Here is a 26,296-nt window from a genome sequence, read left to right as displayed (position 1 = left end):
CGGAAGCTCTGGACGCCGCCTCACTTTCTTGCGCAGCAGAATAGTGTATGTTCTGAACAATCATTTATTTCTTAAGCGGTAAAGAGATGAGACGGATTGAGATAATACTGGGGGAGCTGGAACGGCTGACGCGAGGACTGAATCTTGCCCATCTGGCGCAGGAAACAGCGTTCACAGCGGAAGCTATCGGCTTTAACCTCGGACTGGCGCGCAACTCGGTCAGTAAAGATCTCAATCAGCTCTGGAACGACGGCCTGGCGATTAAAAGCCGCGGACGCCCTGTATTCTTTCTGCATCGTCAGGCGATTGAAACGCTGCTGGGGCGCAAACTGGATGAGTCCGAGCGTGAAGTGCAAACCGTTGCCGACCTGTTGCCTGTTCAGGAAAACCAGGCGACAGACGATCCCTTTTCTGGCCTGATTGGTTACGATCGCAGCCTGCGCGACGCGGTGGAAAAAGGCCGCGCGGCGGTGCTGTATCCCCACGGGCTGCACGTTCTGCTGACCGGTCCCTCCGGCGTCGGCAAAACCTTTTTTGCCGAATTGATGCACCGTTTCGCCTGCGAACGTGCAGCGGGAACGCCCCCGCCGCTGGTCTATTTCAACTGCGCGGAATACGCCCATAACCCGGAGCTGCTTTCTTCGCACCTGTTTGGTCATCGACAGGGAGCGTTTACCGGTGCAAACGAAAATAAACCGGGTCTGGTCGAGCAGGCCGACGGCGGCTATCTGCTGCTCGATGAAGTGCATCGCCTGCCGTATGAAGGGCAGGAAAAGCTGTTCTCAATTCTTGATAAGGGCGAATATCGGCCGCTGGGTTCAAGCGCCGTGGCGCGTTCAATCTCGGTTCGCCTGATTTGTGCGACCACCGAACCGGTGAGTTCGGCATTGCTGCGTACCTTCCAGCGACGTATTCAGGTGTGTATCGATTTGCCCGGCATCCGCCAGCGTTCGGTGGAAGAGCAGGTTGAACTGATCGTTGGCTTCTTACAGCGTGAGAGCCGCAAAATCGAGCGTACGATAAGCATCGACCGTACCCTGCTGCTCTGGCTGCTGAACAAGCCGCTGGAAGGCAACATTGGTCAGCTTAAGAGCGACATTCAGTTTCTCTGCGCCCAGGCCTGGGCCTCGGGGATGACCGAGCACAGCGACACGCTACAACTGGATAAACGTCTGACCGAGATCCCCTTTAACGCCACGCCGGAACAACGTCTGTTGGTTGGAGCGCTGTTCGAAGGCAAAGAACACCTGAGCATCGATGCCCGCACGCTGCCCGCGCTGAAAAATTCGCTGGCCACCGGAGCCGAAATTGAAGAGAGCGATCTTTTCTACAGCTTCCTGACCCGCGAATATATCAACCTGCGTAACAGCAACGTGCCGCCAGCCGAAACGCTGGCAATCCTCAAAAACAAGCTCAGTTCGATATTTGAATATGGTCTCTACAGCCGCGACAGCGTGGCGCATCCTCCGCGCTATGGCGATCAGATTGAAGAGCGAGTCACGCTGTTGATCGGCTGTGTTGAGCAGGTGCTAGGTTTTACGCTGCCGGAAAATCTGGTTAACCCGCTGCGCAAACACTTCCTGGCGCTGATTGGCTATGTGCAGCGCGGCCTTATTCCGCAACTTTATTCTTCCAGCCTGATCCTCGATCGCTGCAAAGATGAATACGAAAACGCTACGCTGTTATGCCGAAAAATCAATGAACTGCTGCATATTCAGTGTCCGGCGACGGAGGTGGTCTGGCTGTGCCTGTTCCTCAAAGAGTGTCGCCATTACCGCCAACGGATTGACGCCAGTCCTGACTGCGGGGTGATTTTGATTGCCCACGGTGCGACGACCGCCACAAGTCAGGCGCAGTACGTGAATCGCGTGCTGGAGCGCGAGGTGTTCAGCGCTATCGATATGCCTTTCGAGCAGTCGGTGCATGACACGCTGGAAGCCCTTACGCAGATGATCCAGACCCGGCAATATCGCCGATTGATCCTGATGGTGGATATTGGTTCACTGGTCCATTTTGGCAGCACGATCAGTAAGTTATTCCAGATAGACGTACTGCTAATGCCCAATATCACGCTCACCAGCCTGCTGGAGATTGGGCTGGATTTAAGCTACGAAACCAGCGACTTGCTGCAGCTGGCGGCGTTGATGCAGAGCAAAAATATTCCCTGTCAGCTCTGTACTCCGCAGCAGGAAAACAGCGGTAAAGTGCTGGTTATCTCCTGCATCACCGGGATGGGAACGGCAGAGAAAATCAAAAAGGTGCTGGAGGAGAGCTTCGGTGAGTTGATGTCGCAGGATACGCGGATGGTTATCCTCGATTACAACGAAGTTCGCAGCCTGGAGCGTGTTCAGCAGGCGATTAACGCCAGTGAACGCCTGGCGGGAATAGTGGGCACTTTCCAGCCAGGACTGCCGGATATTCCGTTTATCTCGCTCGAGGAGCTGTTCTCTGAGCAAGGCCCCGAGCTGGTACTCAGCCTGCTGACGCCAGATCTCTCCAGCAGCGAACGCCGTCTGGAGATGGAGCGCAGCGCGATGCGCTTTATCAGCGCGTTGACTATGGAGAGCATCATTAACCATATTTCGGTGCTCAACCCGCAGCGTATTCTCAAAGAGATGGAAGGCGTGCTGAATCATCTGACCACCGCGCTTTCGCTCAAACCGAGCCGTCAGGTGACACTGCGCTTCCTGATCCACTGCTGCTGTATGGTCGAGCGTATCGTGATTAACCGCAAACCGTTACAGATGGCGCTGGAGAACAAGCCGGATCTGGATAATCGCGCGTTTAGTGTCATTAAATCCGCTTTCCTGCCGATCGAAGAGGCCTATGCCATTCGCTTATCGGACGCGGAATATTTTTATATCTACGAACTGCTGTATAGCTAATCCCTTTACTGGCGCGGCTTTCTGCCTCGCCAGCGCTCCTCACCTCCCCGCGTGACACAAATTCTGGCACAGCCTTTGCTCTGTTTACCTATGTCTATGTAATCGAGCCAGGAGGCCATTTTGACTACCACTGAATCCTTGCCCCAGATCCTGCTGCTGACCCATGGCGGCTGGGGGCAACAGCTTTGCAACAGCCTGCGCATGGTGATGGGTGAAATCAAAGGCGTGACGGAAATTGCGCTGATGCCCGTTGATACGCTCGGCGAGTTTTATCAGCGCGTCGAAGCCGTAGTGAAAACCATGCCGGAAGGCTCACTGATCCTGACCGATTTTATTGGCGGCACCACCTCCAACGTGGCGGCGCGGCTGAGCGCCGATTACCCGGTGGCTGTTATTTCCGGGCTCAACGCCTCTTTGCTGCTGGAGGCGCTCGACAAACGCGAGCATGGCCAGTTGACCACCTGCGTGGCTGAACTGGTCGACGCCGGGCGTAGCAGTTGCCTGGACGTTGTCGCCCACGTGCGTCAATTACAACAATCACAATAAGGAAAAAACATCATGGCAAACATCGTCTTATGTCGTATCGATAGCCGTCTGATTCATGGACAAGTGGTGACCAAGTGGGTTGGGCAATCTCAGGCCAACCGGATTGCGGTGGTTAGCGATGAGCTGGATGCCGATCCGTTTATGAAAAACATCTACCTGATGGCCGCGCCGCCAAACATCAAAGTGGATTGCTTTGGTAACCAAAGTTTTGCGGCCGCCTGGAAAGAAAACCAGCTTGGTGACGGCAAAGTGCTGGTGCTGTTCCCTTCTCTGGCGGCGGTTCAGGAAGCGGTCCAGTTGGGGTTTGACGTCACTACCATTCAGGTCGGTGGGCTGGGCGGTGGGCCAAACCGCAAAGCGGTATTCCAGAACATTACGCTGGATGAAAAAGACGTCGGCATTCTGAGCGACCTGAAAAATCGTGGGATTCAGGTGTTCTTCCAGACTATCCCGGAAGATAAGCCTCAGTCGCTGGACGATATCCTGAAAAAATTCTAATTCTTTGATAACAGGGTACTTAACTATGGATACTTTAGTCTTTGCAAGCCTGATGGGGTTGTATTACTGGTTTGCCCGATTACGCCTTGGCTACACCTTCTCCGCTATGCTGCTGCAACCGGTCGTGATTGCCGTATTCGTTGGCTTGCTGTTAGGCAACATGGAAACGGCGATGATCATCGGTGCCGGTATGCAGCTGGTTTATCTCGGCGTGACCTCTACGCCAGGCGGTAACGTCCCGTCGGATCCTGCGCTGGCCGCCTGTATTTCAATTCCTATCGCTGTGAAGGCCGGAATGGACCCGAACCTGGCTATCGCGCTGGCGATCCCGTTTGGCGTCATCGGCGTGTTCCTCGACCAGTTGCGCCGCACGTTAAACGCAGCGTGGGTGCATATGGCCGACAAGCATGCGGAAACGGCCAATATGGCGGGCATTATGCGCTGTGCATTCCTCTACCCGGCGTTGCTTGGCCTTGTACTGCGTTTCCCGGTGGTTTTCGCCGCCAACTATTTTGGTCAGGACGTGGTGGAAAGCTTCCTCAAGCTGATGCCGCACTGGCTGACGCACTCCTTTGAAATTATGGGCGGCATTCTGCCAGCGTTGGGCTTCGCCATTACCATTATGGTGATCGGTAAAAAGAGCCTTCTGCCGTGGTTTATCGGCGGTTTCTTTGCGGTGCTGTACCTGAAGGTAGACATCATGGCGATGGCAATCTTTGGTACCTGCGTGGCTTTCCTGATTAAAGGTCTGGCGAAAAATGAAGGAGCAGCATGATGAGCAGCGACGTAATGCAACATGAACTGGTGGAGCGTGCGCGTGAAAGCGGCACGCTGACCAAAGCCGATATCACCAAAGCCTGGTTTATCTACTGGCTGGGTGCAGAAGTTTCCAGCTCCTATGAGCGTTTGCAGAGCCTGATTTTCTGCGCCTCGATGACGCCGATCATCAAAAAGCTCTACCCGCAAAAAGAGGAACAGGTAGAAGCGCTGAAACGCCATCTGAACTTCTTCAACTCAGAGCAGACGTTCGGGGCGGTGATTCAGGGGATCTCCATTGCAATGGAGGAACAGAAAACCCGCGGCGAGCCGATCAGCGATGCTTCAATTACCGGGATTAAAACCGGGCTAATGGGACCGCTGGCCGGGATGGGGGACTCGATCATCTGGGCCGCCGTGATGCCGCTGTTAATTGCTATTTTTATCCCATTCGCCGCCAATGGCAGCGCGATGGGCGGAATTGTACCGTTAATCCTCTACCCGGCCGTTACGTTGGCAATCAGCTACGGTATGGTGCACAAAGGCTATACGCTGGGACGTGACTCGATAATTGGTCTGCTGCAGGGAGGGCGAATAAAGGAACTGATCTACGGCGCGAACGTGCTGGGCCTGATCATGATGGGTGCGCTTTCTGCGAGCTACGTCAAGATCACCACGCCGTTAAAACTCAGCGCCCTGAAAGGCTCTGAAGTGGTGGTTCAGCAAATCCTCGACTCTATTGCTCCCGGTCTGTTGCCGCTGGCGGCGGTGTTCGCCATTTATTTCTATCTGGTGAAGAAAGGGCCGCGTTACACCACGATTTTGCTGTCGATTGTTGCGCTCAGCGTGGTCTGCTCGCTACTGGGAGTGCTGTAAGCCATGACACAGAATATCTACCAACAATTGGGGCTAAAACAGGTGATTAACGCCTGCGGCAAGATGACGATTCTGGGCGTTTCCAGCGTTGCGCCGGAAGTGATGCAAGCCACCGCGCGGGCAGCTTCGGCCTTTGTTGAAATTGACCGGCTGGTGGACCGTACCGGTCAATTGGTTTCCCGCTACACCGGCGCGGAGGACAGCTATGTTACTTCGTGCGCCTCGGCGGGTATTGCGATTGCCGTTGCCGCCGCCATTACCCGCGGTGACCAGGCTAGTGTCACGCTGATGCCGGACAGCGCGGGTATGGCCAATGAAGTGGTCATGCTGCGCGGGCATAACGTTGACTACGGTGCGCCCATCACCAGCGCGATCCGCTTAGGCGGCGGACGGGTGGTGGAGGTTGGCTCAAGTAATCTGGCGGCCCGCTGGCAGCTGGAGAGCGCGATTACCGATAACACCGCCGCGCTGCTGTACGTGAAATCGCACCACTGCGTGCAGAAAGGCATGTTGAGCATTGCAGACTTCGTACGGGTTGCGCAGGTTCATAACCTGCCGCTGATTGTCGATGCCGCCGCCGAGGAAGACTTACACGCCTGGGTGGCGAGCGGGGCGGATATGGTGGTCTACAGCGGGGCAAAAGCCTTTAACGCGCCGACCTCCGGGTTTATCACCGGAAAGAAAAAGTGGATTGCCGCGTGTAAAGCGCAGCACCACGGAATTGCCCGGGCGATGAAGATCGGCAAAGAGAATATGGTCGGGCTGGTGTATGCCCTGGAAAACTATCATCAGGGGCAAACCGTGGTCACCGCCGAAGAGCTTCGCCCCGTGGCGCAGGCGATTTCAGCGATTCGCGGACTGGATGCGGATATTGAGCAGGACGAAGCCGGGCGCGCCATCTGGCGGATTCGTATTCGGGTGAATGCACAAGAGCTGGGGATGGATGCTTACGCCGTAGAAGCGCAGCTGCGAGAGGGTGATATCGCGATTTACGCTCGCCGTTACAACCTTCATCAGGGCGTCTTTAGTCTTGACCCGCGTACGGTTGCAGAAGGGGAAATGGCACTGATCGTGGCCCGACTAAAGGAGATTGCAGACCATGCAGCACATTAATTTTTATCGCAATAAAGTGGCTATTAACGTGCTGGCGAAGGATATCGCCAACGCCCGGGAAATCTATGACGCTGCCGAAGGTCACGCGGTGATCGGCATTCTTTCGGCGCAGTTCTCCTCGGTTGAGGAAGGGGTTAAGGAAGTGAAACGCTGGATGGTCGACGTGCCGTCGATTTCCGTGGGGCTGGGGGCGGGCGACCCGGCGCAGTATTACAAAGCGGCGATGATTGCCTCACAGGTCCATCCGGCACACGTCAACCAGACCTTTACCGGTTGTGGTTTTGCGGCAGGCGCGCTGGCGGCAACGGGCGGTGAACAGACCCATATCAACGCGTTAGTCAGTCCCACGGGCATGCCGGGGGAAGTGTTGATCTCCACTGGTGTCAGCAGCAGCCAGGGCACGCCAGCCCGCGTTTCCTGTGATGCAGCGGTACGTATGATGCTGGACTCTGGCGCGCATGCGGCGAAGTTCTTCCCGATGGGCGGTGAGCAGTCCCTGCCTGAGTTGTACGCACTGGCGACGACAGCGGTGCGCAACGGCATGACGTTGATTGAGCCGACCGGCGGTATCGATCTCGATAACTTCGGCATTATCCTGCAATCCTGTCTGGAAGCAGGAGTACCGCGCGTCATGCCGCATGTTTACAGCTCGATTATCGACCCACAGACCGGTAATACCCGGCCTGCAGATATCATCAGGTTGATGGAGATAGTCAAAGCCCTGGTGTGATGTTGCTATCGCCGGATGGCACACAAAAAATGCCCGGTAAGCGTTAGGTGCCACCGGGCATTTTTGCGAACCCCCTTCCCTGAAAATGAATATATTGCACCAGCATGTATTTATCCTCGAAAGTGCCTCGCAGAGAGATAATTTCCCTGATGTCGTCTGTAGCATTGGCGAGTAATGTCCCGTCATCTTGTTCTTCCGGTGACGGACCGCCGTGCAAAAACCAACAACATCTACACCGCATGATGCGGTGTTTAAAAAATTCTTAGGTCATCCAGATACGGCGCGGGATTTTCTTGATACCTATCTTCCTGCGTCATTACATGAGCTTTGCGATCTGGATACACTGAAACTGGAACCCGGGAGTTTTATTGAGGAGGATCTGCGTGCCAGTTATTCCGATGTTCTGTGGTCGCTAAAAACTAGAACCGGTAAAGGCTATATCTACGCGTTGATTGAACACCAAAGCTCGCCAGATGCTCATATGGCATTCAGGATGATGCGTTATGCCATTGCTACGATGCAAAAGCATCTTGATGCAGGACACAAAACGCTGCCGCTGGTGGTGCCGATACTTTTTTATCATGGCGTTGACAGCCCGTATCCATACTCGCTGTGTTGGCTGGATGAATTTGACGATCCACAAACTGCGCGGCAGCTTTATGGCTCTGACTTCCCGCTGGTAGACATCACGGCGGTGTCTGATGATGAGATTATGCAGCATCGGCGGATGGCGCTACTTGAGCTTGTCCAGAAGCATATACGTGAACGTGACCTGATGGTGCTGGTGGATAACCTGGTTGCTCTGCTGGTTAAGGGATACGCTAATGACAGCCAGGTAGAAACGCTATTTAATTATCTGATGCAGTCTGGCAGCGCACCGCGTTTCGAGGCGTTTATTCGCGAGGTGGCTTTACGCGTTCCCCAACACAAGGAGAGATTAATGACTATTGCAGAATGCTTACGCGAGTCGGGGCGAAGAAGGGGTTTATTAGAGGGTAAACTCGAAGGTAAACAAGACGAAGCGTTGCGGATAGCCCATGCCATGCTGGAGAAGGGTATTGATCGTGAACTGGTGCTGATTATTACCGGACTTTCGTTGGACGAACTGGCGGCACATTCAGACTAATCCTTCTCTTTCCCTGTTATGCCTTTTTCTTCTTGCTGATGCTTTTTCGTTTTTTAAACCGCAGCGACCTTGCCGCTATAGTCATTTCATTACTCATCAGGCGGTTATTGCAAAAGGATAGAACGTGAAGCTGAAGATACCTTTTTTTGGGGCCGGGGCGGCGGTATTACTGGCGGGGTTATTGCTGGCAGGATGCGATCAACAGAGCAGTGATGCAAAGCATATCAAAGTGGGTGTGATTAACGGTGCCGAGCAGGATGTGGCGGAGGTCGCGAAGAAAGTCGCTAAAGAAAAATATGGCCTTGAGGTGGAGCTGGTGGGTTTTAGCGGTTCTCTGCTGCCCAACGATGCCACTAATCATGGTGAGCTGGATGCCAACGTCTTCCAGCATCGTCCGTTCCTCGAACAAGATAATAAAGCACACGACTATAAGCTGGTTGCGGTGGGCAATACCTTTGTGTTCCCGATGGCAGGGTATTCGAAGAAAATCAAAACCGTCGCTGAACTAAAAGACGGTGCAACGATTGCGATACCTAACGATCCAACCAACCTCGGGCGGGCGCTGTTGCTGCTGCAAAAAGAGAAGTTAATTACGCTGAAAGCGGATACCGGCCTGCTGCCAACAGCGTTGGATATCACTGATAACCCGCGGCATCTGAAAATTATGGAACTGGAAGGCGCGCAGTTGCCGCGCGTATTGGACGATCAGAAAGTGGATGTAGCGATTATCAGTACCACCTACATCCAGCAAACCGGGCTTTCCCCGGTACATGACAGCGTATTTATCGAAGACAAAAACTCACCGTACGTGAACATCCTGGTGGCGCGAGAAGACAACAAAGATGCCGAGAATGTGAAAGAATTCCTGCAATCTTATCAGTCACCGGAAGTGGCAAAGGCGGCAGAAACTATCTTTAACGGCGGCGCGGTTCCGGGTTGGTAATCATGACCCGTTGCCGCGCCGGTTGGGGTTAAACCGCTCTGGCGCGGCGACGTGAGTCCATTGAGATCAGCACTACCGATGAGAGGATTAAAAGCGTGCCCAGCCAGTCTGGCAGGGTAAAGGTAATACCTAACAACAGTAGTGACAGCAACGCGCTGCTCAACGGTTCTGCGCAGCTTAAAATGCTCGCTTTCGGTCCGCCAATCATCTGCGCGCCTTTCAGGTACAGGCTAAACGTCAGCGACGTGCCGATGACCACCAGATAGAAAAACGCCAGAATCAAACTGCCATTCACCACGAAATTAGTGCCCTGTCCGGCATAAAACGGCAGCAGGATCATGCCGCCGATTAACATACTCCAGCCGACAACCGGCAGCGTGCCGTAGCGCGCGATAAGCGTTGAGGGGTAGGTGGTGTAGAACGCGGCGGCAAACGCCGAGGCAATTCCCCAGAACAGCGCGGCAGGTGATATAGACAGCGACGTTGGGTTACCGTGGGTGACCAGTAAGAAGGTGCCGATAAGCGAGGTGAAGATTGCGGTCAGCACTAAAATCCCCGGTCGAGCTTTGCGCACCACGGAAAACCACGCCACGATAATGGTCGGTGACAAAAATTGCAGCACCGTCGCGGTAGCGGCGTTGGATTTTTCAATGGTCAGCAGAAAGGTGAGCTGTACGGTGAGCGCTCCAACTACGGAAAAAATCAGCAGGCTGATGGCGTCTTTGCGGTTTTTGATAATGGAGAACACTTTGTCGCCGTGAACGAAAGAGAGCATCAGCAGAATCAGCCCGGCGAAAATCAGACGTGTCATGGTCAGAAACTGCGACGACATCTGACTTTGCTCCATGATGTACTGCGCGCAAACGCCTGAACTTCCCCACAATACGGCGGCAATCAGGACGTTCATCATCCCTCTTCTGGTGGAACTCATCTTTCCCTCGGCATGTTGTTTTGTTTTATTTGTGTGCAGGCATCATAGCAGAGATAGCGAAGCGAGTGAGACATGACTGGTGTAGCCCCCCGCGCGGCAGGGGGCTTCGGCAGTTATTTTATGGCGCAATCGGCGTCAGATAATCCAGCCGTAGCGGTTCGGCTAGCAGATCGTTCATTTGTAGAATGAACGTCTGGAAATGTGGCAGAGCGATATGCTCGTCCAGACCGGCCTGACCGTGCCAGGATTCGCGCACGTAAAACACATCCGGCGTGTCGCGTAACTGGAACAGGGCATATTCAATATTGCCCGGCTCCCGGCGAGTAGGCAGTAACAGAGCCTGCAGTGCCTGTTTCAGTGCATCGATTTTCCCTGGTTTGGCTTTCAGTACCGCAATAATTGAAATCACTTCTGAATCTGACATGTTAAAACCCCTCCAGCACAATCTTGCCGACCGAACGACCGGTTTCAATTTGCGCGTGGGCTTTTTGCAGATTTGCCGCGGTGATCGCGCCAAAATGTTCGCCCAGCGTGGTGCGGATGGTGTTGCTGTCGATCAGCTGTGCCACGCGGGTCAGTAACTGATGCTGCGCAATGATGTCGTGGGTGGTAAACATCGAACGGGTAAACATAAACTCCCAGTGCAGCGAAATGCTTTTGGCCTTCAGCGGACGCGCATCGAGAGTGTGCGGATCGTCAATCAACGCCAGTTTGCCCTGCGGTGCCAGGGCGGCAATAATTTGCGAATAGTGCTGCTCGGTATTGTTCAGGCTGGCAACGTGCGTCACCTTTTTAATGCCTATCCGTGCCAGCTCTTCCGTCAACGGCTTGCTGTGGTCAATCACATGATGAGCGCCCGCTTCACGAACCCATTTCTGGCTCTGCGGACGTGATGCCGTACCGATGACGGTCATTTTGGTCAGCTTACTGGCCAGTTGCGTCAGAATAGAACCGACGCCGCCAGCCGCGCCAACGATCAATAACACATCATCTTCATTGCTATTTTCCTCAACGCCCAGACGGTCGAACAGCATTTCCCAGGCGGTGATGGCGGTCAGCGGCAGCGCCGCAGCAGAAGCATTATCCAGTGTTTTTGGCTTCAGCGCGGTAATACGTTCATCAACCAGCTGAAATTCACTGTTACTGCCAGTGCGGCCCAGCGCTCCGGCATACCAGACTTCATCGCCAGGTGTGAACAGGGTGACGGCTTCACCCACGGACTTCACCACGCCAACGGCGTCCCAGCCCAGAACGCGCGGCACATCGGCGTTAAAACCTTCGCGAACCTTGGTATCAACGGGATTGACGGAAATGGCTTTCACTTCAACCAGCAGATCGTGCCCGGTAGCGACTGGCATGGGCAGGTCAATCTCTTGTAAAAATTCAATGTTATTGCCGTCGGTCGCGGCGCGGGTAATAGCGATGGCTTTCATGGTCTCTCCGGTCACAGGAATCAGTTGAATAATTCGATGGTAAACCGGTAGCAGAACGGGAAAAATAGCCCTACGGCGACAGGACTTATACTCGGGGAGTGAAAATGTTCCGGCTTGAAGATCTCACGTTGTTTGTCCGCGCCGCGGCGCTGAATAGTTTTAGCGATGCTGCGCGCGAAGTCGGCGTTCAGCCTGCTCAGGTCAGTTCAGCTATCAAACGCTTGGAGTCTACGTTGGCTATCCGCTTGTTCGCCCGCTCCACGCGCAGCCTACGCCTGACGCCGGAGGGCGAGGTCTGGCTACCCTATGCCCGCCAGATGCTGGACGTGATGCATGCCGGGCTGCAAAAAATTCAGACCCCAGAAGATGAAGTTTCTGGCACGCTGCAAATCGCCGTGCCTTCCGATCTTGGCCGTAACCTGCTGCTGCCGGTTTTTCAGTCGTTTCGACGCCGTTATCCTGCGTTGCGCCTGCGGATCTTTTTCTCCGATCAGGTGACCGATGTCTTTAAAGACCCCGTCGATGTTGCGTTTCGCTATGGCAATACCGAAGACGCGTCTTACATTGCGCTGCCCGTTGCACCGAGTAACCGACGTGTGCTGGTGGCATCACCGGAATGGGTTACACAAAACGGCGCGCCGCAAACCCCGGATGATTTAACACAGCTCAACGCCATGACCTTCGTTTTACGCGGCCGTCTGCACGATCGCTGGACGTTTACGCGCAACGGCGAGGTCAGTAGTGTGCAGGTTAACGGCACCATTATGAGCGACGATGCGGAAGTGATCCGACGGCTGGCAATTGCCGGGGAAGGTGTGGCGTACAAGTCGTGGCTGGATGTCAGCGAAGATGTGCGTGACGGTCGATTACAACTGCTGATGCCGGATTATCAGGGGGAGAAAGTCCCGCTGAATATGATTTGTCCCCATCGGAAGCAGCTTTCAAGAGCAGTCCGTCTGCTGCACGACGCAGTGAAGGCGCTGTGTGAAATGCTGGCGCAAAGCTAGTAAGCGCTTTACGCCAGAATACTATCGCGTCGTTACTCAGTCTTTTTTCGCAGCGTTTGCAAAGAAGATATCAGACTGAATGTCTTTGGTGCGGATGGTAAATAGCTGATTAGTCAGATCTTCCGTCAGCTTCTCGGCGTCGGCCATGATGCGCAGGTTGAAGTCATTCAGCATCTTATCGGCGGCTGGTTTATCAGTTTTCGCCATCTTCAGATACTCTGCTTCAACCTCTTTTTGCTCCTTGGCCACTTTGTCTTCCCACGCTTTGTAGGCTTTTTTGACGATTGGCGCGAGCTTCGGATAATCGGTCATCGTCAGCGTTTGTAATTTACGATATTTCCAGTAGATAGACTGATCGTCCGCTTTATCGGTACCCATCGTATAGTTAGCCGGATACGCTTTCAGGCCGCTGTAGTACGGAACAAAGGCGGTGAGATCAGCCATGCCCAAACCAATGTAGGTCGTTTCACCGATCTCTTTTGGCAACCACGGACGGACCTGCATAACATGCGCTTCATAGGTGCGGAAGACGCTGACCGGACGCCATGGCTCTTTGCCGTTCAGACCGTTGGTGTAGGGGTCATGGCTGGTGCCTTCATAATGGTTACGCAGTACGGCCTTCACATCGTCCAGTGTCATTTTCTTCTCTGGCGTCATGAAGACCGGGAATTCACGTCCTTTGGCCATATCCTGGTTTACGGAAGGATTGAACTCTTTCTGGATGGTCCAAACGCGAGGGTCGTTATACGTGCGGTCACGCTCATCATCACGGGTATAGGCTTTGGAGAAGTTGAATTTGCCATCTTTTGCCGGTTCGTACAGACCCTTTTCGGTCGCAAATTGAATCAGGTTTTTTGACGCCATCATGTCCGGGTTTTTCGGATCGTAATCCTGTAAGCGGCCCTGGTTACCGGTGGCAAAATACTGGTTATTTGGCAGACGCTGCGCCATCCACTGATGGCCGCTGCCGGTTTCCAGATACCAGATCTCGTTATCGTCGACGACGGCAACGCCAAAGCCTTCGCCTGCGCCGACGGTCTCAACGATATGGCCCAGTAGCGCCACGGCTTCACGCGCGGTTTTACTCTGCGACAGCAGAATATCCGGAATATCGTCTTCGGTGATCCCTTTATCCTCAACGTACGGGTCGGCGGCCAGCGCTTTTGGTGAGGCAAAAATAGATTCTGTGCCGCTCACGCCAACGCCCAGCTCGTTAAATCCGGTCGCGCCGTGCAGTTGGGTTTTCCAGTTTGGAACAGTGGTATAACGCAGCGAGTTTTTGGGTAGCGGCCAGGTAAAGTCATTCGCACCGTTATGTGCTTTGGTGCTGTATACCCCGGTCTGATTCTTTTTTGCCGGGTGAATGACAAAATGTTGCGCTTTCAGGGCATCGCTGTCAGCGCTACGGGCAACCAGCATCGAGCCGTCCGCTGATGCTTCGTTACCGACCAGCAGGGTCGTACAAGCAAAACCTGATGAAACAACGGCCAAATTTATAGAAAGTGCAATCAGGCACTTTTTAAAAGTAAACATTACGTATCCCTCATATGTACGCCAAAAATACACCGGAAACATACCGTTTCCTGAAATGCGATAACGCCTGAACCTTCAGACATTGCTCGCGAGAGAGATAAACGCCCCTGCCCACGCCTTCTCCAAATATCCATCCGTAGATTGAAGTCTTCTGGACAAAATAAAACGCCCATTTCGCTTAATTATTACGCAATGGATATCGTGATATTCAGGATGTTTCCTGATTCGGGATGAAGAATAGCAATGGGTTATTAGAGGATTCAGTGACCCATGTCGCGTAAGTCGATGATGACAAATATGAATTCCATTGAGGGGGCGCGATTTTTGTTTCCGGATATGACGTTACCTCTTGCGGCAATACAGCGAGGGTACATTGGAGCTGGCAAAGATCCATGTGCCCTTATACTCTTCCATGACCAGACTGAGGGTTCGTCCGCTTTGGCGGTAAAAACCGGGTAAGGTATTGTTAATATCCGTTTCATCGGCGCTGTCTGCGAAGGTTTTGACCACCTGCATCGCCTGTAGCACCCGGGCTTCGTGCTGTCTGGTGTAGTTGAAATAAATGTTCCTGCTGATGTCTGAGGTATTACGTCCGTACAGTTTTCCGGTAATGGTGGCCAAACCTGCATTATCGTACATCCGAAACGCTAACGTACCGGCAAAGCGATTGCTGCCAATATTCCATTCCACGTTGCCGATGCAACTCAGCGGCTTTTCGGCAAAGCGTGAATACCATAGCCACCCGCCTGAACCGAGCAACGTCGCCAGACCGATTACCAGCAGAATAAGGTGATGTATTTTTTTCATTACCCGCGCATCCAGTAATAGTGGGTAGTACAAAACGCGTTAGCATCTATCCGCGCATCTTTATCACAGACAAACGCCACGATCCTCTCCGCTTTGCGGTAGCCGGAAAGGAAGACGTGCTTGTTGTTTTCGCAGAGATAGGGATGCAGTTGCATCAGATTGAAATAATTCTCCTGGTCGTGCTCATTTGGTGAGTAATAAATTTTACAGTTTTGCCGAGAGGGAACTTGCATAGAAACAGACACGAATTTACTAAACGGCATAACAGGACGCGTCTGATACCACACCAGCCAGATAATCAGGGTGGCAATAACGATGCCCGTGCTAAATATAATGTACCACCAGGGTCCCCGCGTCGTTTGTTGAGGCGCGGGAGCAATTATCTTTGGGGGCGCGTAATCCTCTATAACCGGTGGCTGGTAAACTTCACTTTGAGGATGTGTTATCGCCTCAACCTGCGTATTTTCATTTAATGCAAGCCCGCGCCGGGAAATTGTTTTTACCGTATCTCTCGGCAGACCCACATCCGCCAGAGCATTACGTAGCGTCAGAATAGCCTGGTAAAATGTGTTGGTGGTGGTCACATTATTTCTCTCACCCCAGCCCACTTTAATCAACGTGTTCTGAGAAACAATGTCACTTGCGTGAGTAATTAAATAGAGAAAACAGAGCGAGGCTGGTATCTGTAGTTGAATTGCTCGCCCTGTCTGTCGATTGACCAGGCTTTTGTTATCAGGATTAAATTCGACCAACTGATTGATAAGGTACAATTGCCCAGCCCTCAGTAACCTAAACGTATCACCGCATGTGCCAACACTTACCTTAAATTTTACATCCAAATCGATAATATGCCTCACTCTTTGTACGTGATCGCAGATAAGAATTTCACTTAAGATTTAAATGTTCTTTACATACAACGTGTTAGCTGATCAAGTTCTTAGGTAAAATTAACTAATGTTAAATAATGAGAATTCATTACAGGTTTATCTGAATTATCATTATATTTATCCACAGCACTTCAAGGGTGATTGAGTTATCAGTATTGTGTAATTAATGAGCATTGTTTACATCGGTTGTTTTTTTAGCAAATAGTGCTTTTTTAAGATTTATCCTAGGATTTTAATTTATGCATAAAATTCCTAATGCCCAGACTGTTATTCTGAGATAAGGCATAAAAAAGCTTAGCGCAATCGTATTAATCACAGTCCATGCTTATTAGCACATCAGGAGTTTATTACATTTTATTAGCGCCACTGTTATTAGCTGACAAGGAATGTCGTACGTGTCGGATTGACACATTTATTTACCAATGAAATATTTATGGAAAAATAACAGGAGTCATTTTTGATGAAGAGATCACCATCACAGAGTGTTCGTTGCATAAGCTGTGAATTATCCTGTCAATTATTTCCGGATGCTGCGGTTCGCGCCAGTTACTGTCACCGTGCCGCTTTTGCTATCTGGCCTGAGGGAAATGGCTTTCTGCAAAAAGGAATTATTGAAAAACTTCTGCTTAATAATCAAAACCATTTGTCGCGCGGGTTTATTTTTGTGGACTTCTCTTTCCCGAACCTGCGCCTGTTTGCCGACCCGCAATGGGTTGATCGTCTGGCTTATAGCGGCATGCATATTGTTTTGATAGCGGACCGGAACCTGGCGCCGTTAGCCAACTACTGGCTGTCGAAAAGCAATAAAATACAAGGGATTATATATTCTGATGATGATGATGACGTACAGCATCAGAAAATGAGACGATTATTTACCGGTCATCTCGCTAACAGTAAACGTGGGCGCACACTCAACTATACAGAAATGATATTACTGAAGCGATTTGTCTCAGGAAAAAGTATTCAGCAAATTACCCAAATAGATAATATTGATATTAAGAAAATATATGTCTATAAGCTCCGGCTTGAAGATAAGTTGGGCCATAGTATTCATAAAATACTATCGAATATTTTATAACGCATTTCTGATTTTTATTATTTCACATCCTTGCGATGTGGTGGACGCTCTACGCCTAATAGCAGGAGGCTAATATGCCAAATCCCAAATCTTACTCTCGTATTGCCATCGCGGTTTCAGCCGCATTAACTTCTATGGTATTTTCGGCCCATGCAGCCTGGATTGATGTTGATAGTCTTCCTTCCAGCGGTCTGGTTAGTAGTCTGCCCCCGGAGTTGCAGGCTTTATTTCCTGCACAGGCGAATGCCAGTTTCGCTAAAACCAGCGCTACGCCGAATTATGTTTATCAATGGAGTGCTGGCACCATTCCTGTTTTTGGCAATGGGTTAACGCTCAATGGGCCAGGAGCAGAAGCCTTCGAGCACTCCATTACCGTTATTCAGAATAGCGCGACGGGTAGCCCAGGCGTTATTTTCGGTGACGACCTGACGATTCGCACACAGTCGAAGAATGCCGCTAATAATGGTAAAGATGTTGACGGTATTCGTACGCACGGGGCCAATACGCCGGATAACCCGGTTTTTATCATCACCGGAGATCGCACCAGCATTTATGTGGACGGTCAGGATGGTGACGGTATTAACGCCGGTTACAACTCCTATAGCCAGGGTTGGAAAGGCTCAGCCAGCATTTACGTCGGCGACGATCTGTATATTCAAACCACCGGTTATCAGGGGCGTGGTATCACTGCAAACGCAATGAAAGACGCCACGCAGGCTAAAAATACGATTGTCGTCGGCGACCGGGCACACATTGTGACGATCGGCGACGGCTCAGAAGGTCTTCGCACCGGGCAGAGTGGTTCCTCGATCCGCCTTGGTGATGACGCCACTATCGAGACGTCGGGTGCTTCCTCGACAGGGATCTATGCCGCCTCATCTTCCAAAACGGAACTGGGCAATAACGCCACCATTTCGGTGAGCGGTGCAAGCGCCCATGCGGTTTATTCCACCAATGCAACCGTGAATCTCGGCGAAAACGCGACGATCAACGTAAACAATTCGGCGAAAGCGGCGTCTTACAGCAAAGCGCCACGCGGTCTGTATGCGGCTTCACGCGGTGCGATAAACCTGGCAGGCGGCGCCGCCATTACCATGGCGGGCAATCACAGCAATGAAAGTTATGCCATCAGCACCGAAACGGGCGGCTCCGTAGACGGCTCCGCTGGCGGGCGCTTCCTTATCGACGGCGATCTTCACGCCGCTGGCGCGACAGCCGCGACCAGCAGCCTGCCGCAGCAAAACAGTACCATTACGCTCAACATGACCGACAACTCGTTGTGGAGTGGGGCGTCATACATCACCAGCGTCACGGCCGGAACGGGTGTTATCTCGCTGCAAATGAGCGATGCGACCTGGAACATGACCAAAAGCTCAACGCTCACCGACCTGACGCTGAACGGCGGGTCAGTGGTAAACTTTGGGCATACTGACGGCGAACCGTGGCAGACGCTTACCATTAATGAAGATTTCACCGGCAACGGCGGCAAACTGGTTTTCAATACCGTCCTGAATGACGACACCTCCGAAACCGACAAGCTGAAAGTGCTCGGCAATACCGCGGGTAATGCGTTTGTGGCGGTGAACAACATTGGCGGAACCGGGGCGCAGACCGTTGAAGGTATTGAGATCATCGAAGTAGCCGGTAATTCTGACGGTACTTTTGAGAAAGCAGGCCGTATTGTTGCCGGTGCGTACGACTATAACGTGGTGCAAAAGGGCAGCAACTGGTATCTGACCAGCTTTATTCCTGCTCCGCCGGATCCGGAAGAACCGGACCCGGTAGATCCGGACCCGGTAGATCCCATCGACCCAGACCCCGTTGACCCGGATCCGGTTGACCCTATTGACCCAGGTCCTGTCGATCCAGACCCGGTCGATCCGATAATCCCTGAGCCGGAAATACCTGTCGCACCTCCGGTCACCGAGCAGCAATACCGCCCGGAAGCAGGCAGTTATCTGGCGAACAACTACGCCGCTAACACGCTGTTTATGACCCGACTGCACGATCGTCTGGGCGAAACGCAGTACATCGACATGCTGACGGGCGAGAAAAAAGTCACCAGTATGTGGATGCGTAACGTCGGGGCGCATACCCGCTTTAAAGACGGTAGCGGGCAGTTGAAAACCCAAAGCAACAGCTATGTGTTGCAGCTGGGCGGTGATCTGGCGCAGTGGAGTAGCGACGGCCTCGACCGTTGGCACATCGGCGCAATGGCTGGTTACGCCAACAGCCAGAACCGCACGCAGTCCAGCCTGACCGGCTACCATTCACGTGGTCAGGTTACCGGTTACAGCGTAGGGCTGTACGGCACATGGTATGCCAATGACGCAGACAAAACCGGCACCTACGTGGACACCTGGATGCTGTACAACTGGTTTGATAACAAGGTGATGGGCCAGGAGCAGGCGACAGAGAAATACAAATCCAGCGGGATCACTGCTTCGGTAGAAGTCGGTTACAGCTTCAAACTGGGTGAAAACGAGCGCAACAGCTACTGGCTGCAACCGAAAGCGCAGGTGGTATGGATGGACGTGCAGGCCGACAGCCACCGCGAAGCGAACGGTACCCGCGTGAAAGACAATACCGATGGCAACCTGATGACCCGCCTGGGCGTGAAGGCCTTTATCAACGGTCACAATGCCATCGACGACGGTAAATCACGCGAGTTCCAGCCGTTTGTCGAAGCCAACTGGATCCACAACACGCAGACGACCAGCGTGAAGATGGATGATGTGAGCAACGACATGCGCGGCACGAAGAACATCGGCGAGCTGAAAGTCGGCGTAGAAGGGCAAATCACCCCGCGTCTCAACGTGTGGAGCAACGTGGCCCAACAGATAGGCGACAAAGGCTACAGCGATACCCGCGGTATGCTCGGCGTGAAATATAACTTCTGATGTAGTTGCTGGTAATGGAAAAGCCGCTGATTAACCGATCGGCGGCTTTTTTACGTATTAAATAGGATGGTTATGGCAGTTGTTCGGTAAAACCGAACAACTGAAAATGAATGGCCGCAACGTTATTTTTTGCTGTGTGCAGTTCGTAGGCCGGATAAGCGCAAGCGCCATCCGGCACCAAGTGAACCTGTAAGTAACGCTTACAGGTTCAGCCGTACTTCACTGGAGAGTCGCCAGCGTGCTCTCAATTCTGTTCAGCTTCTGATTTGCCTCTTGCAGCTCATCCTGCAATCGTTGTTCCTGCTCGCCGTAGACCATCAGGACGATACAGCCGTTCATCACTTTTACGGTAATCTGTTGCCCGGTATCAAACCCTGCCGCACGGAGCCATTTGCCGGAAAGAATAATTTTGGGTGTAGATTTGTCGAAAACATTCGGGCGATATCCCACAATTACCGAACGCTCGGTTCCGGATTGGTCGCTGTCTGGGGTAGAATGCGAATCAGCCATAATCAACTCCTTGATAGTGGTGAGGTTAGACGCTCCGGCTGTGTTCCCGCACAACGGGGCGTTGCTAGTGTAGAAGGCTTTTAGGTGGCCTCCTATATAGTGAGAGTAATTGGATAGGTGGCCCCATGTCAATCATATCGCGCGAAAAAAAACCAAAAGGCGGCGGTCAGTCACCGCAGTTCAAAATGCGTATTGATCCGGCATTGAAGGAGCAGTTGGATGCAGTAGCTGCTGAAGAAGGGGTAAGTCTCGCCAGTTGGTTGAAGGAACTGGCGAGGGAGGCGTTGCGGAGGAAAGGTATTAAACCCAATGGGTAAGTTCATAGGCATTATTATTTGAGAGGGAATTTGAAATGGCTAGAACAGCTAACCAATTGAAGTTATTGGATGTGCTAAGAAGATTTGAAAAGTCTAGAAAGTTATTCACGATTACTGAGTTAGCTACTGAAACTGGTTATACTGAAAACAGTATAAGAAAATATATAAATGAGAAGTTGAATGGAATATATTTAAATAGTTTGAATGGTAAGCTATGGAAGTGTGAAGGAATACAGACGATATCAAATGACGATTTTATTTGTTTGATGTCTCAATCTTTAAGAGCAAAAAATCTTACACCAGAAACAAAAATTTATAAATCTCTCCTGAAAAGAAGTTTGGATGCATTTGTTTTGTCATTGGAGGTATATAATAGGCCAACACTAGATAATAGAGTTGAAGCATTTTGTATACTATCAGTCAATGCTTGGGAGCTATTGTTAAAAGCAGAATTACTTAAGTATTTAGGCATGGATGCAGTTTTTAAGAAAAATGGATATTCTGTAAGTATAACTGATGCAATTAATAAAAGGTTGCAGCAAAATGATCCTGTTAAGAAAAATCTAGATACTTTAATTGAACTTAGAGATGGGGCTATACATTTATTATTACCTGAGTTACAACCGGAGCTTTCTCGTCTTTTTCAGGCTAATGTTTTAAATTATCAACAACGTTATTTGAAAGAAACAGGTATGTCACCATTAGCTGGACAGAGCGTTGGAATGTTAAGCTTAGTTGTAGATGGCCCTAAAAGTGATATATCCACTATTAAAGAAAACTATGGTGAGATGACTGCAAATGTTGCACGTGAGTTTCTGACAAGATTTCATAAAGCTTCTAAAGAACAAAACTCAAATGAATTTAGTATATCAATTGACTATAAGCTTACACTTACTAAATGTGAGAAAGATAGTGATTTATCATTGGGTTTAGGAAACCAAGGTAGTAATGCAATAATTATTCGAGAAACTAGAGATCCTGATATAACTCATCCTTATTATCAAGGTTCAGCAATTGAGAAAATAAATAGCCAACAGAAGAATGTTGTACTCACGAAATTTTCTTTCACCGCAATAATTAAGAAGCATAATATACAGAAAGCAAAACGATCTGATATGCATTATACCATTGATAATAGACATCGTTATTCTGAGAAATTCATACAATGGGTTATTAAAAACTTAGAACAACCTGGATGGCTAGAAGAGTCAACAACCCATTACAAAAAAATCATCAAAAAATAGGAATTTTGGCGGAAGATCACAGGAGTCGAACCTGCCCGGGAACGCTGGCGCCCCCAACTGGATTTGAAGTCCAGCCACCTCACCGGAGATGACGATCTTCCGCGCCTCGATTGCTACATGGAGGCGGGGCGCATTATAGCTACTTCCTACGGTTTCCACACCCCCTCACTCACTTTTTTAACTTCCCTTTTGTCTTGCCATGATCGGTTTCATATAAATCCTCAATAAATCCGGTAGTTACATTTCATCACATTTTTCGACGCAACTCTGATCACAGAAAACAAGAATCGTAATTTGATAACGAGATATCGGAATACCCGCGCTCACAGGGATGGTTTACAAGAACTGTAACCGGTATCAGTGCGTGTGAAAGTGCTAACAAGGATGCGTAATGAAAAGTGAGATTTTGTCCGTTAAAGAGAAGATTGGCTACGGAATGGGCGATGCGGCGAGCCACATTATCTTCGATAACGTCATGTTATATATGATGTTCTTCTATACCGATATTTTTGGTATTCCGGCCGGATTTGTCGGCACCATGTTCCTGCTGGCCCGCGCGCTGGATGCTATCTCAGACCCTTGCATGGGACTGCTCGCCGACCGCACCCGGTCGCGATGGGGGAAATTTCGCCCGTGGGTACTGTTTGGCGCACTGCCGTTTGGTCTGGTCTGTGTGCTCGCCTACAGCACACCGGATCTCAGCCTGCATGGCAAAATGATTTATGCCGCAATCACCTACACGCTGCTGACCCTGCTTTATACCGTGGTGAATATTCCCTATTGTGCGCTGGGCGGCGTGATCACCAATGACCCCACGCAGCGCATCTCCCTGCAGTCATGGCGCTTTGTGCTGGCGACGGCGGGCGGCATGCTCTCCACCGTGCTGATGATGCCGCTGGTAAATCTGATTGGCGGCGAGGATAAAGCGTTCGGCTTTCAGGGCGGGATTGCCGTGCTCTCGGTTGTGGCGTTCCTGATGCTGGCATTTTGCTTTTTCACCACCAAAGAACGCGTGGAAGCGCCGCCGAGCAGCAACTCAATGCGTGAAGACCTGCGCGACATCTGGCAGAACGATCAATGGCGCATCGTCGGCCTGCTGACCATCCTCAACATCCTTGCTGTCTGCGTACGCGGCGGGGCGATGATGTATTACGTCACCTGGATTCTGGGCACGCCAGAAGTGTTTGTCGCCTTCCTCACCACCTATTGCGTCGGCAACCTGATCGGCTCTGCGCTGGCAAAACCGCTGACTGACTGGAAATGCAAAGTCAGCGTCTTCTGGTGGACCAACGCCGCGCTGGCGGTCGTCAGTCTGGCGATGTTCTTCGTACCGATGCACGCCAACATCACTATGTTCGTCTTCATCTTCGTGATTGGCGTACTGCATCAGCTCGTGACGCCAATTCAGTGGGTAATGATGTCCGACACCGTGGATTACGGCGAGTGGTGTAACGGAAAACGTCTGACGGGGATCAGCTTTGCGGGCACGCTGTTCGTGCTCAAGCTGGGCCTGGCGCTCGGTGGGGCGCTGATCGGCTGGATGCTGGCAGGTGGGGGCTACGACGCTGCAGCGAAAACCCAGAACGGCGCCACCATTAGCATCATCATCGCGCTGTTCACCATAGTCCCGGCTATTTGCTACCTGCTGAGTGCCGTGATCGCCAAACGCTTCTATACCCTGAAAACGCCGTATCTGACTGAAATCATGAATCAATTGGCTCAGGGGGCGCGCCGCAATCAGCAGGATTTTACGACGAAAGAATTACAGAACTAAGGAACCGACAATGAAAATTAGCGATGGAAACTGGCTGATTCAGCCCGGTCTGAACGTGATTAACCCGATTCAGGTGTTCGAGGTTGAACAGCAGGGCAATGAGATGATTGTCTACGTTGCGCCGCGCGACGTGCGTGAACGTACCTGGCAACTGGATACCCCATTGTTTACCCTGCGCTTCTTCTCGCCGCAGGAAGGCGTGGTGGGTGTGCGTATGGAGCACTTCCAGGGGGCGTTGGATACCGGTCCGCATTACCCGCTAAATGTGCTGCAGGATGTGAAGGTCGAGATGCACAACACCGCCGAATTTGCTGAGCTGAAGAGCGGTAACTTGAGCGTGCGCGTGACTAAAGGTGAGTTCTGGTCGCTGGATTTCCTGCGTAATGGCGAACGTATTACCGGCAGTCAGCTAAAAAATAACGGCTACGTGCAGGATACCCACAGCGGGCGCAACTATATGTTTGAGCGCCTGGATCTGGGTGTTGGGGAAACGGTATACGGACTGGGCGAACGCTTCACCGCGCTGGTGCGTAACGGGCAAACGGTAGAAACCTGGAACCGTGACGGCGGCACCAGCACCGAGCAATCTTACAAGAACATCCCGTTCTATATCACCAACCGCGGTTACGGTGTGCTGGTGAATCATCCGCAGTGCGTGTCGTTTGAAATCGGCTCTGAGAAAGTGTCGAAAGTGCAGTTCAGCGTGGAAAGTGAGTATCTGGAATATTTCGTCATCGACGGCCCAACGCCGAAGGACGTGTTGAACCGTTATACCCAGTTCACTGGCCGTCCCGCGCTGCCGCCCGCCTGGTCGTTCGGCCTGTGGCTGACCACGTCGTTCACCACCAATTATGACGAAGCGACGGTCAACAGCTTTATCGACGGCATGGGCGAGCGCAATCTGCCGCTACACGTTTTTCACTTTGACTGCTTCTGGATGAAAGCCTTCCAGTGGTGCGACTTTGAGTGGGATCCGCTGACCTTCCCGGATCCGGAAGGCATGATCCGCCGCCTCAAAGAAAAAGGGCTGAAGGTCTGCGTGTGGATTAACCCGTATATTGGCCAGAAATCACCGATTTTCAACGAGCTGAAAGAGAAAGGCTATCTGCTCAAGCGGCCGGATGGTTCCCTGTGGCAATGGGATAAATGGCAGCCGGGCCTGGCGATTTATGACTTCACTAATCCGCAGGCCTGTGAGTGGTATGCCAATAAGCTGAAAGGTCTGGTGGATATTGGCGTTGACTGCTTCAAAACCGACTTTGGCGAACGTATACCCACGGATGTGCAGTGGTTCGACGGTTCTGATCCACAGAAAATGCATAACCATTATGCGTACATCTACAACGAACTGGTGTGGAACGTGCTGAAAGAGACTGTCGGTGAAGAAGAGGCGGTGCTGTTTGCCCGTTCAGCTTCGGTCGGCGCGCAGCAGTTTCCGGTGCATTGGGGCGGCGATTGCTATGCCAACTATGAATCGATGGCCGAAAGCCTGCGCGGCGGGTTGTCCATTGGTCTGTCCGGCTTTGGCTTCTGGAGTCACGATATTGGCGGCTTTGAGAATACTGCCCCGGCGCACGTCTACAAGCGCTGGTGTGCGTTCGGGCTGCTCTCCAGCCACAGCCGTCTGCACGGTAGCAAATCCTACCGTGTACCGTGGGCGTACGATGACGAATCCTGCGATGTGGTGCGCTACTTCACCGAGCAGAAATGCCGCATGATGCCGTATCTGTATCGCGAAGCGGCGCGCGCCAATGAGCTAGGAACGCCGATGATGCGCGCAATGATGCTGGAGTTCCCGGACGATCCGGCATGTGATTATCTCGACCGCCAGTACATGTTGGGCGATAGCGTGATGGTTGCGCCGGTGTTTAGCGAGGCGGGCGATGTGCAGTTTTACCTGCCGGAAGGACGCTGGACGCATCTGTGGCGTAACGACGAGGTGTCTGGCAGTCGCTGGCATAAACAGCAGCATGGCTTCCTGAGTCTGCCAGTCTACGTGCGCGAGAACACTCTGCTGGCGCTGGGCAGCAATAACCAGAAGCCGGACTACGCCTGGCATGAAGGAACCGCGTTCCAGCTGTTCCATCTGCAGGAGGGCCGGGAAGCGGTGTGTGAAGTGCCTGCGATGGACGGCTCGGTTATCTTCACGCTGAAGGCGACGCGTGTAGGTAATACCATCACTGTGAAAGGGAACGGTGAGGCACGTAACTGGACGCTGTGCCTGCGAAATATTCAGGAAATTGGCGGCATTAAATGCGGGTCGCATATGGGCAGCGAGCTGGGTGTAGTTATTACTCCACAGGGCAGTGAGCTGACGATTACCTTGTAAGTATGTGTCGACGTGGTGCCGGATGCGTTTTATCCGGCCCACGCTGCGAGCAGCATTCCAGATCTGAAAATCC

The 26,296-nt window shown here is 51.9% G+C and carries 23 protein-coding genes and 1 tRNA gene; 16 read left to right on the top strand and 8 right to left on the bottom strand.

Features of this window, described 5'->3' with window-relative positions; translation table 11 throughout:
- The first annotated feature begins 86 nt into the window (after window positions 1-86).
- The 9 genes from dagR to nlpA all read left to right on the top strand — a co-directional run bounded on the left by dagR (window position 87) and on the right by nlpA (window position 9,473).
- Entirely contained in the window at window positions 87-2,885 is a 2,799-nt protein-coding gene (gene dagR, locus OGV89_RS02785; protein ID WP_171862786.1) for a transcriptional regulator DagR, read from the top strand.
- Window positions 2,886-3,005: 120 nt separating this feature from the next.
- The gene (locus OGV89_RS02780; RefSeq protein WP_003023957.1) at window positions 3,006-3,431 is read left to right on the top strand and encodes a PTS sugar transporter subunit IIA; all 426 of its coding nucleotides are present in this window, start codon (window positions 3,006-3,008) and stop codon (window positions 3,429-3,431) included.
- Window positions 3,432-3,443: 12 nt separating this feature from the next.
- Complete coding sequence (locus OGV89_RS02775; protein ID WP_003023959.1) at window positions 3,444-3,929, top strand: PTS sugar transporter subunit IIB; 486 nt, start codon at window positions 3,444-3,446, stop codon at window positions 3,927-3,929.
- Between the two features lie 25 nt (window positions 3,930-3,954).
- Window positions 3,955-4,704 (top strand): PTS mannose/fructose/sorbose/N-acetylgalactosamine transporter subunit IIC, encoded by a 750-nt coding sequence (locus OGV89_RS02770; RefSeq protein WP_003023960.1) that lies wholly within the window; start codon window positions 3,955-3,957, stop codon window positions 4,702-4,704.
- Entirely contained in the window at window positions 4,701-5,561 is an 861-nt protein-coding gene (locus OGV89_RS02765) for a PTS system mannose/fructose/sorbose family transporter subunit IID (protein WP_286558114.1), read from the top strand. The genes OGV89_RS02770 and OGV89_RS02765 overlap by 4 nt, the downstream gene beginning before the upstream one ends.
- Window positions 5,562-5,564: 3 nt before the next feature.
- The gene (gene dgaE / locus OGV89_RS02760; protein WP_016151208.1) at window positions 5,565-6,674 is read left to right on the top strand and encodes a D-glucosaminate-6-phosphate ammonia lyase; all 1,110 of its coding nucleotides are present in this window, start codon (window positions 5,565-5,567) and stop codon (window positions 6,672-6,674) included.
- Window positions 6,661-7,404: a 2-dehydro-3-deoxy-phosphogluconate aldolase gene (gene dagF, locus OGV89_RS02755; RefSeq protein WP_057101851.1), complete on the top strand. Its 744-nt coding sequence runs from the start codon at window positions 6,661-6,663 to the stop codon at window positions 7,402-7,404. Before dgaE ends, dagF begins: the two co-directional genes overlap by 14 nt.
- Before the next feature lie 211 nt (window positions 7,405-7,615).
- Window positions 7,616-8,530 (top strand): Rpn family recombination-promoting nuclease/putative transposase, encoded by a 915-nt coding sequence (locus OGV89_RS02750; protein ID WP_106107935.1) that lies wholly within the window; start codon window positions 7,616-7,618, stop codon window positions 8,528-8,530.
- 124 nt (window positions 8,531-8,654) lie between these two features.
- On the top strand, window positions 8,655-9,473 hold the full coding sequence (nlpA, locus tag OGV89_RS02745) for a lipoprotein NlpA (protein WP_044714225.1): 819 nt from the start codon (window positions 8,655-8,657) through the stop codon (window positions 9,471-9,473).
- 28 nt (window positions 9,474-9,501) lie between these two features.
- On the opposite strand, the gene OGV89_RS02740 is transcribed toward nlpA, so the two are convergent.
- From OGV89_RS02740 to OGV89_RS02730, 3 genes are all read right to left on the bottom strand, one after another.
- A complete protein-coding gene (locus OGV89_RS02740; protein ID WP_003023973.1) occupies window positions 9,502-10,404 on the bottom strand; it encodes a carboxylate/amino acid/amine transporter in 903 nt (300 codons plus the stop codon).
- Window positions 10,405-10,522: 118 nt separating this feature from the next.
- A complete protein-coding gene (locus OGV89_RS02735) occupies window positions 10,523-10,828 on the bottom strand; it encodes a putative quinol monooxygenase (RefSeq protein ID WP_044714222.1) in 306 nt (101 codons plus the stop codon).
- A 1-nt stretch (window position 10,829) separates the two neighbouring features.
- Window positions 10,830-11,837: a zinc-binding alcohol dehydrogenase family protein gene (locus OGV89_RS02730; protein ID WP_106107936.1), complete on the bottom strand. Its 1,008-nt coding sequence runs from the start codon at window positions 11,835-11,837 to the stop codon at window positions 10,830-10,832.
- A gap of 104 nt (window positions 11,838-11,941) precedes the next feature.
- On the opposite strand from OGV89_RS02730, the gene OGV89_RS02725 reads away from it, so the two are divergent.
- Window positions 11,942-12,844 (top strand): LysR family transcriptional regulator, encoded by a 903-nt coding sequence (locus OGV89_RS02725; RefSeq protein WP_106107937.1) that lies wholly within the window; start codon window positions 11,942-11,944, stop codon window positions 12,842-12,844.
- A gap of 36 nt (window positions 12,845-12,880) precedes the next feature.
- On the opposite strand, the gene OGV89_RS02720 is transcribed toward OGV89_RS02725, so the two are convergent.
- The 3 genes from OGV89_RS02720 to OGV89_RS02710 form a co-directional block, all read right to left on the bottom strand.
- Window positions 12,881-14,377 carry a C69 family dipeptidase gene (locus tag OGV89_RS02720; protein ID WP_048242061.1) on the bottom strand — a complete coding sequence of 499 codons (1,497 nt, stop codon included), beginning with the start codon at window positions 14,375-14,377 and terminating at the stop codon, window positions 12,881-12,883.
- Between the two features lie 342 nt (window positions 14,378-14,719).
- On the bottom strand, window positions 14,720-15,184 hold the full coding sequence (locus OGV89_RS02715; protein ID WP_003840687.1) for a hypothetical protein: 465 nt from the start codon (window positions 15,182-15,184) through the stop codon (window positions 14,720-14,722).
- Window positions 15,184-15,954, bottom strand: a complete 771-nt coding sequence (locus OGV89_RS02710; protein ID WP_016151203.1) for a winged helix-turn-helix domain-containing protein — start codon at window positions 15,952-15,954, stop codon at window positions 15,184-15,186. The genes OGV89_RS02715 and OGV89_RS02710 overlap by 1 nt, the downstream gene beginning before the upstream one ends.
- A 577-nt stretch (window positions 15,955-16,531) precedes the next feature.
- Here OGV89_RS02710 and OGV89_RS02705 point away from each other — a divergent pair.
- Entirely contained in the window at window positions 16,532-17,149 is a 618-nt protein-coding gene (locus OGV89_RS02705; RefSeq protein ID WP_003023988.1) for a helix-turn-helix transcriptional regulator, read from the top strand.
- A 74-nt stretch (window positions 17,150-17,223) separates the two neighbouring features.
- Entirely contained in the window at window positions 17,224-20,049 is a 2,826-nt protein-coding gene (gene misL / locus OGV89_RS02700) for an intestinal colonization autotransporter adhesin MisL (protein WP_200002790.1), read from the top strand.
- Window positions 20,050-20,268: 219 nt separating this feature from the next.
- Here the strand turns inward: misL and OGV89_RS02695 are convergent, their stop codons facing one another.
- The gene (locus OGV89_RS02695) at window positions 20,269-20,559 is read right to left on the bottom strand and encodes a SymE family type I addiction module toxin (protein ID WP_003844489.1); all 291 of its coding nucleotides are present in this window, start codon (window positions 20,557-20,559) and stop codon (window positions 20,269-20,271) included.
- Between the two features lie 125 nt (window positions 20,560-20,684).
- Here OGV89_RS02695 and OGV89_RS02690 point away from each other — a divergent pair, with 125 nt between their 5' ends.
- Complete coding sequence (locus OGV89_RS02690; protein ID WP_086538653.1) at window positions 20,685-20,876, top strand: toxin-antitoxin system HicB family antitoxin; 192 nt, start codon at window positions 20,685-20,687, stop codon at window positions 20,874-20,876.
- A gap of 35 nt (window positions 20,877-20,911) precedes the next feature.
- The gene (locus tag OGV89_RS02685; protein ID WP_086538652.1) at window positions 20,912-22,120 is read left to right on the top strand and encodes a DUF3644 domain-containing protein; all 1,209 of its coding nucleotides are present in this window, start codon (window positions 20,912-20,914) and stop codon (window positions 22,118-22,120) included.
- Window positions 22,121-22,126: 6 nt separating this feature from the next.
- Here OGV89_RS02685 and OGV89_RS02680 read toward each other — a convergent pair.
- Window positions 22,127-22,221: transfer RNA gene (locus OGV89_RS02680), tRNA-Sec, on the bottom strand.
- Window positions 22,222-22,511: 290 nt separating this feature from the next.
- On the opposite strand from OGV89_RS02680, the gene OGV89_RS02675 reads away from it, so the two are divergent.
- Together OGV89_RS02675 and yicI are read left to right on the top strand one after the other, a co-directional pair.
- On the top strand, window positions 22,512-23,894 hold the full coding sequence (locus OGV89_RS02675) for a glycoside-pentoside-hexuronide family transporter (protein WP_286558105.1): 1,383 nt from the start codon (window positions 22,512-22,514) through the stop codon (window positions 23,892-23,894).
- Between the two features lie 10 nt (window positions 23,895-23,904).
- On the top strand, window positions 23,905-26,223 hold the full coding sequence (gene yicI / locus OGV89_RS02670) for an alpha-xylosidase (protein WP_286558102.1): 2,319 nt from the start codon (window positions 23,905-23,907) through the stop codon (window positions 26,221-26,223).
- Window positions 26,224-26,296 lie beyond the last annotated feature (73 nt).

Source organism: Citrobacter sp. Cf125, assembly GCF_030333935.1.
GTDB lineage: Bacteria > Pseudomonadota > Gammaproteobacteria > Enterobacterales > Enterobacteriaceae > Citrobacter > Citrobacter freundii.
This window is presented reverse-complemented; position numbering and strand designations above follow the sequence as displayed.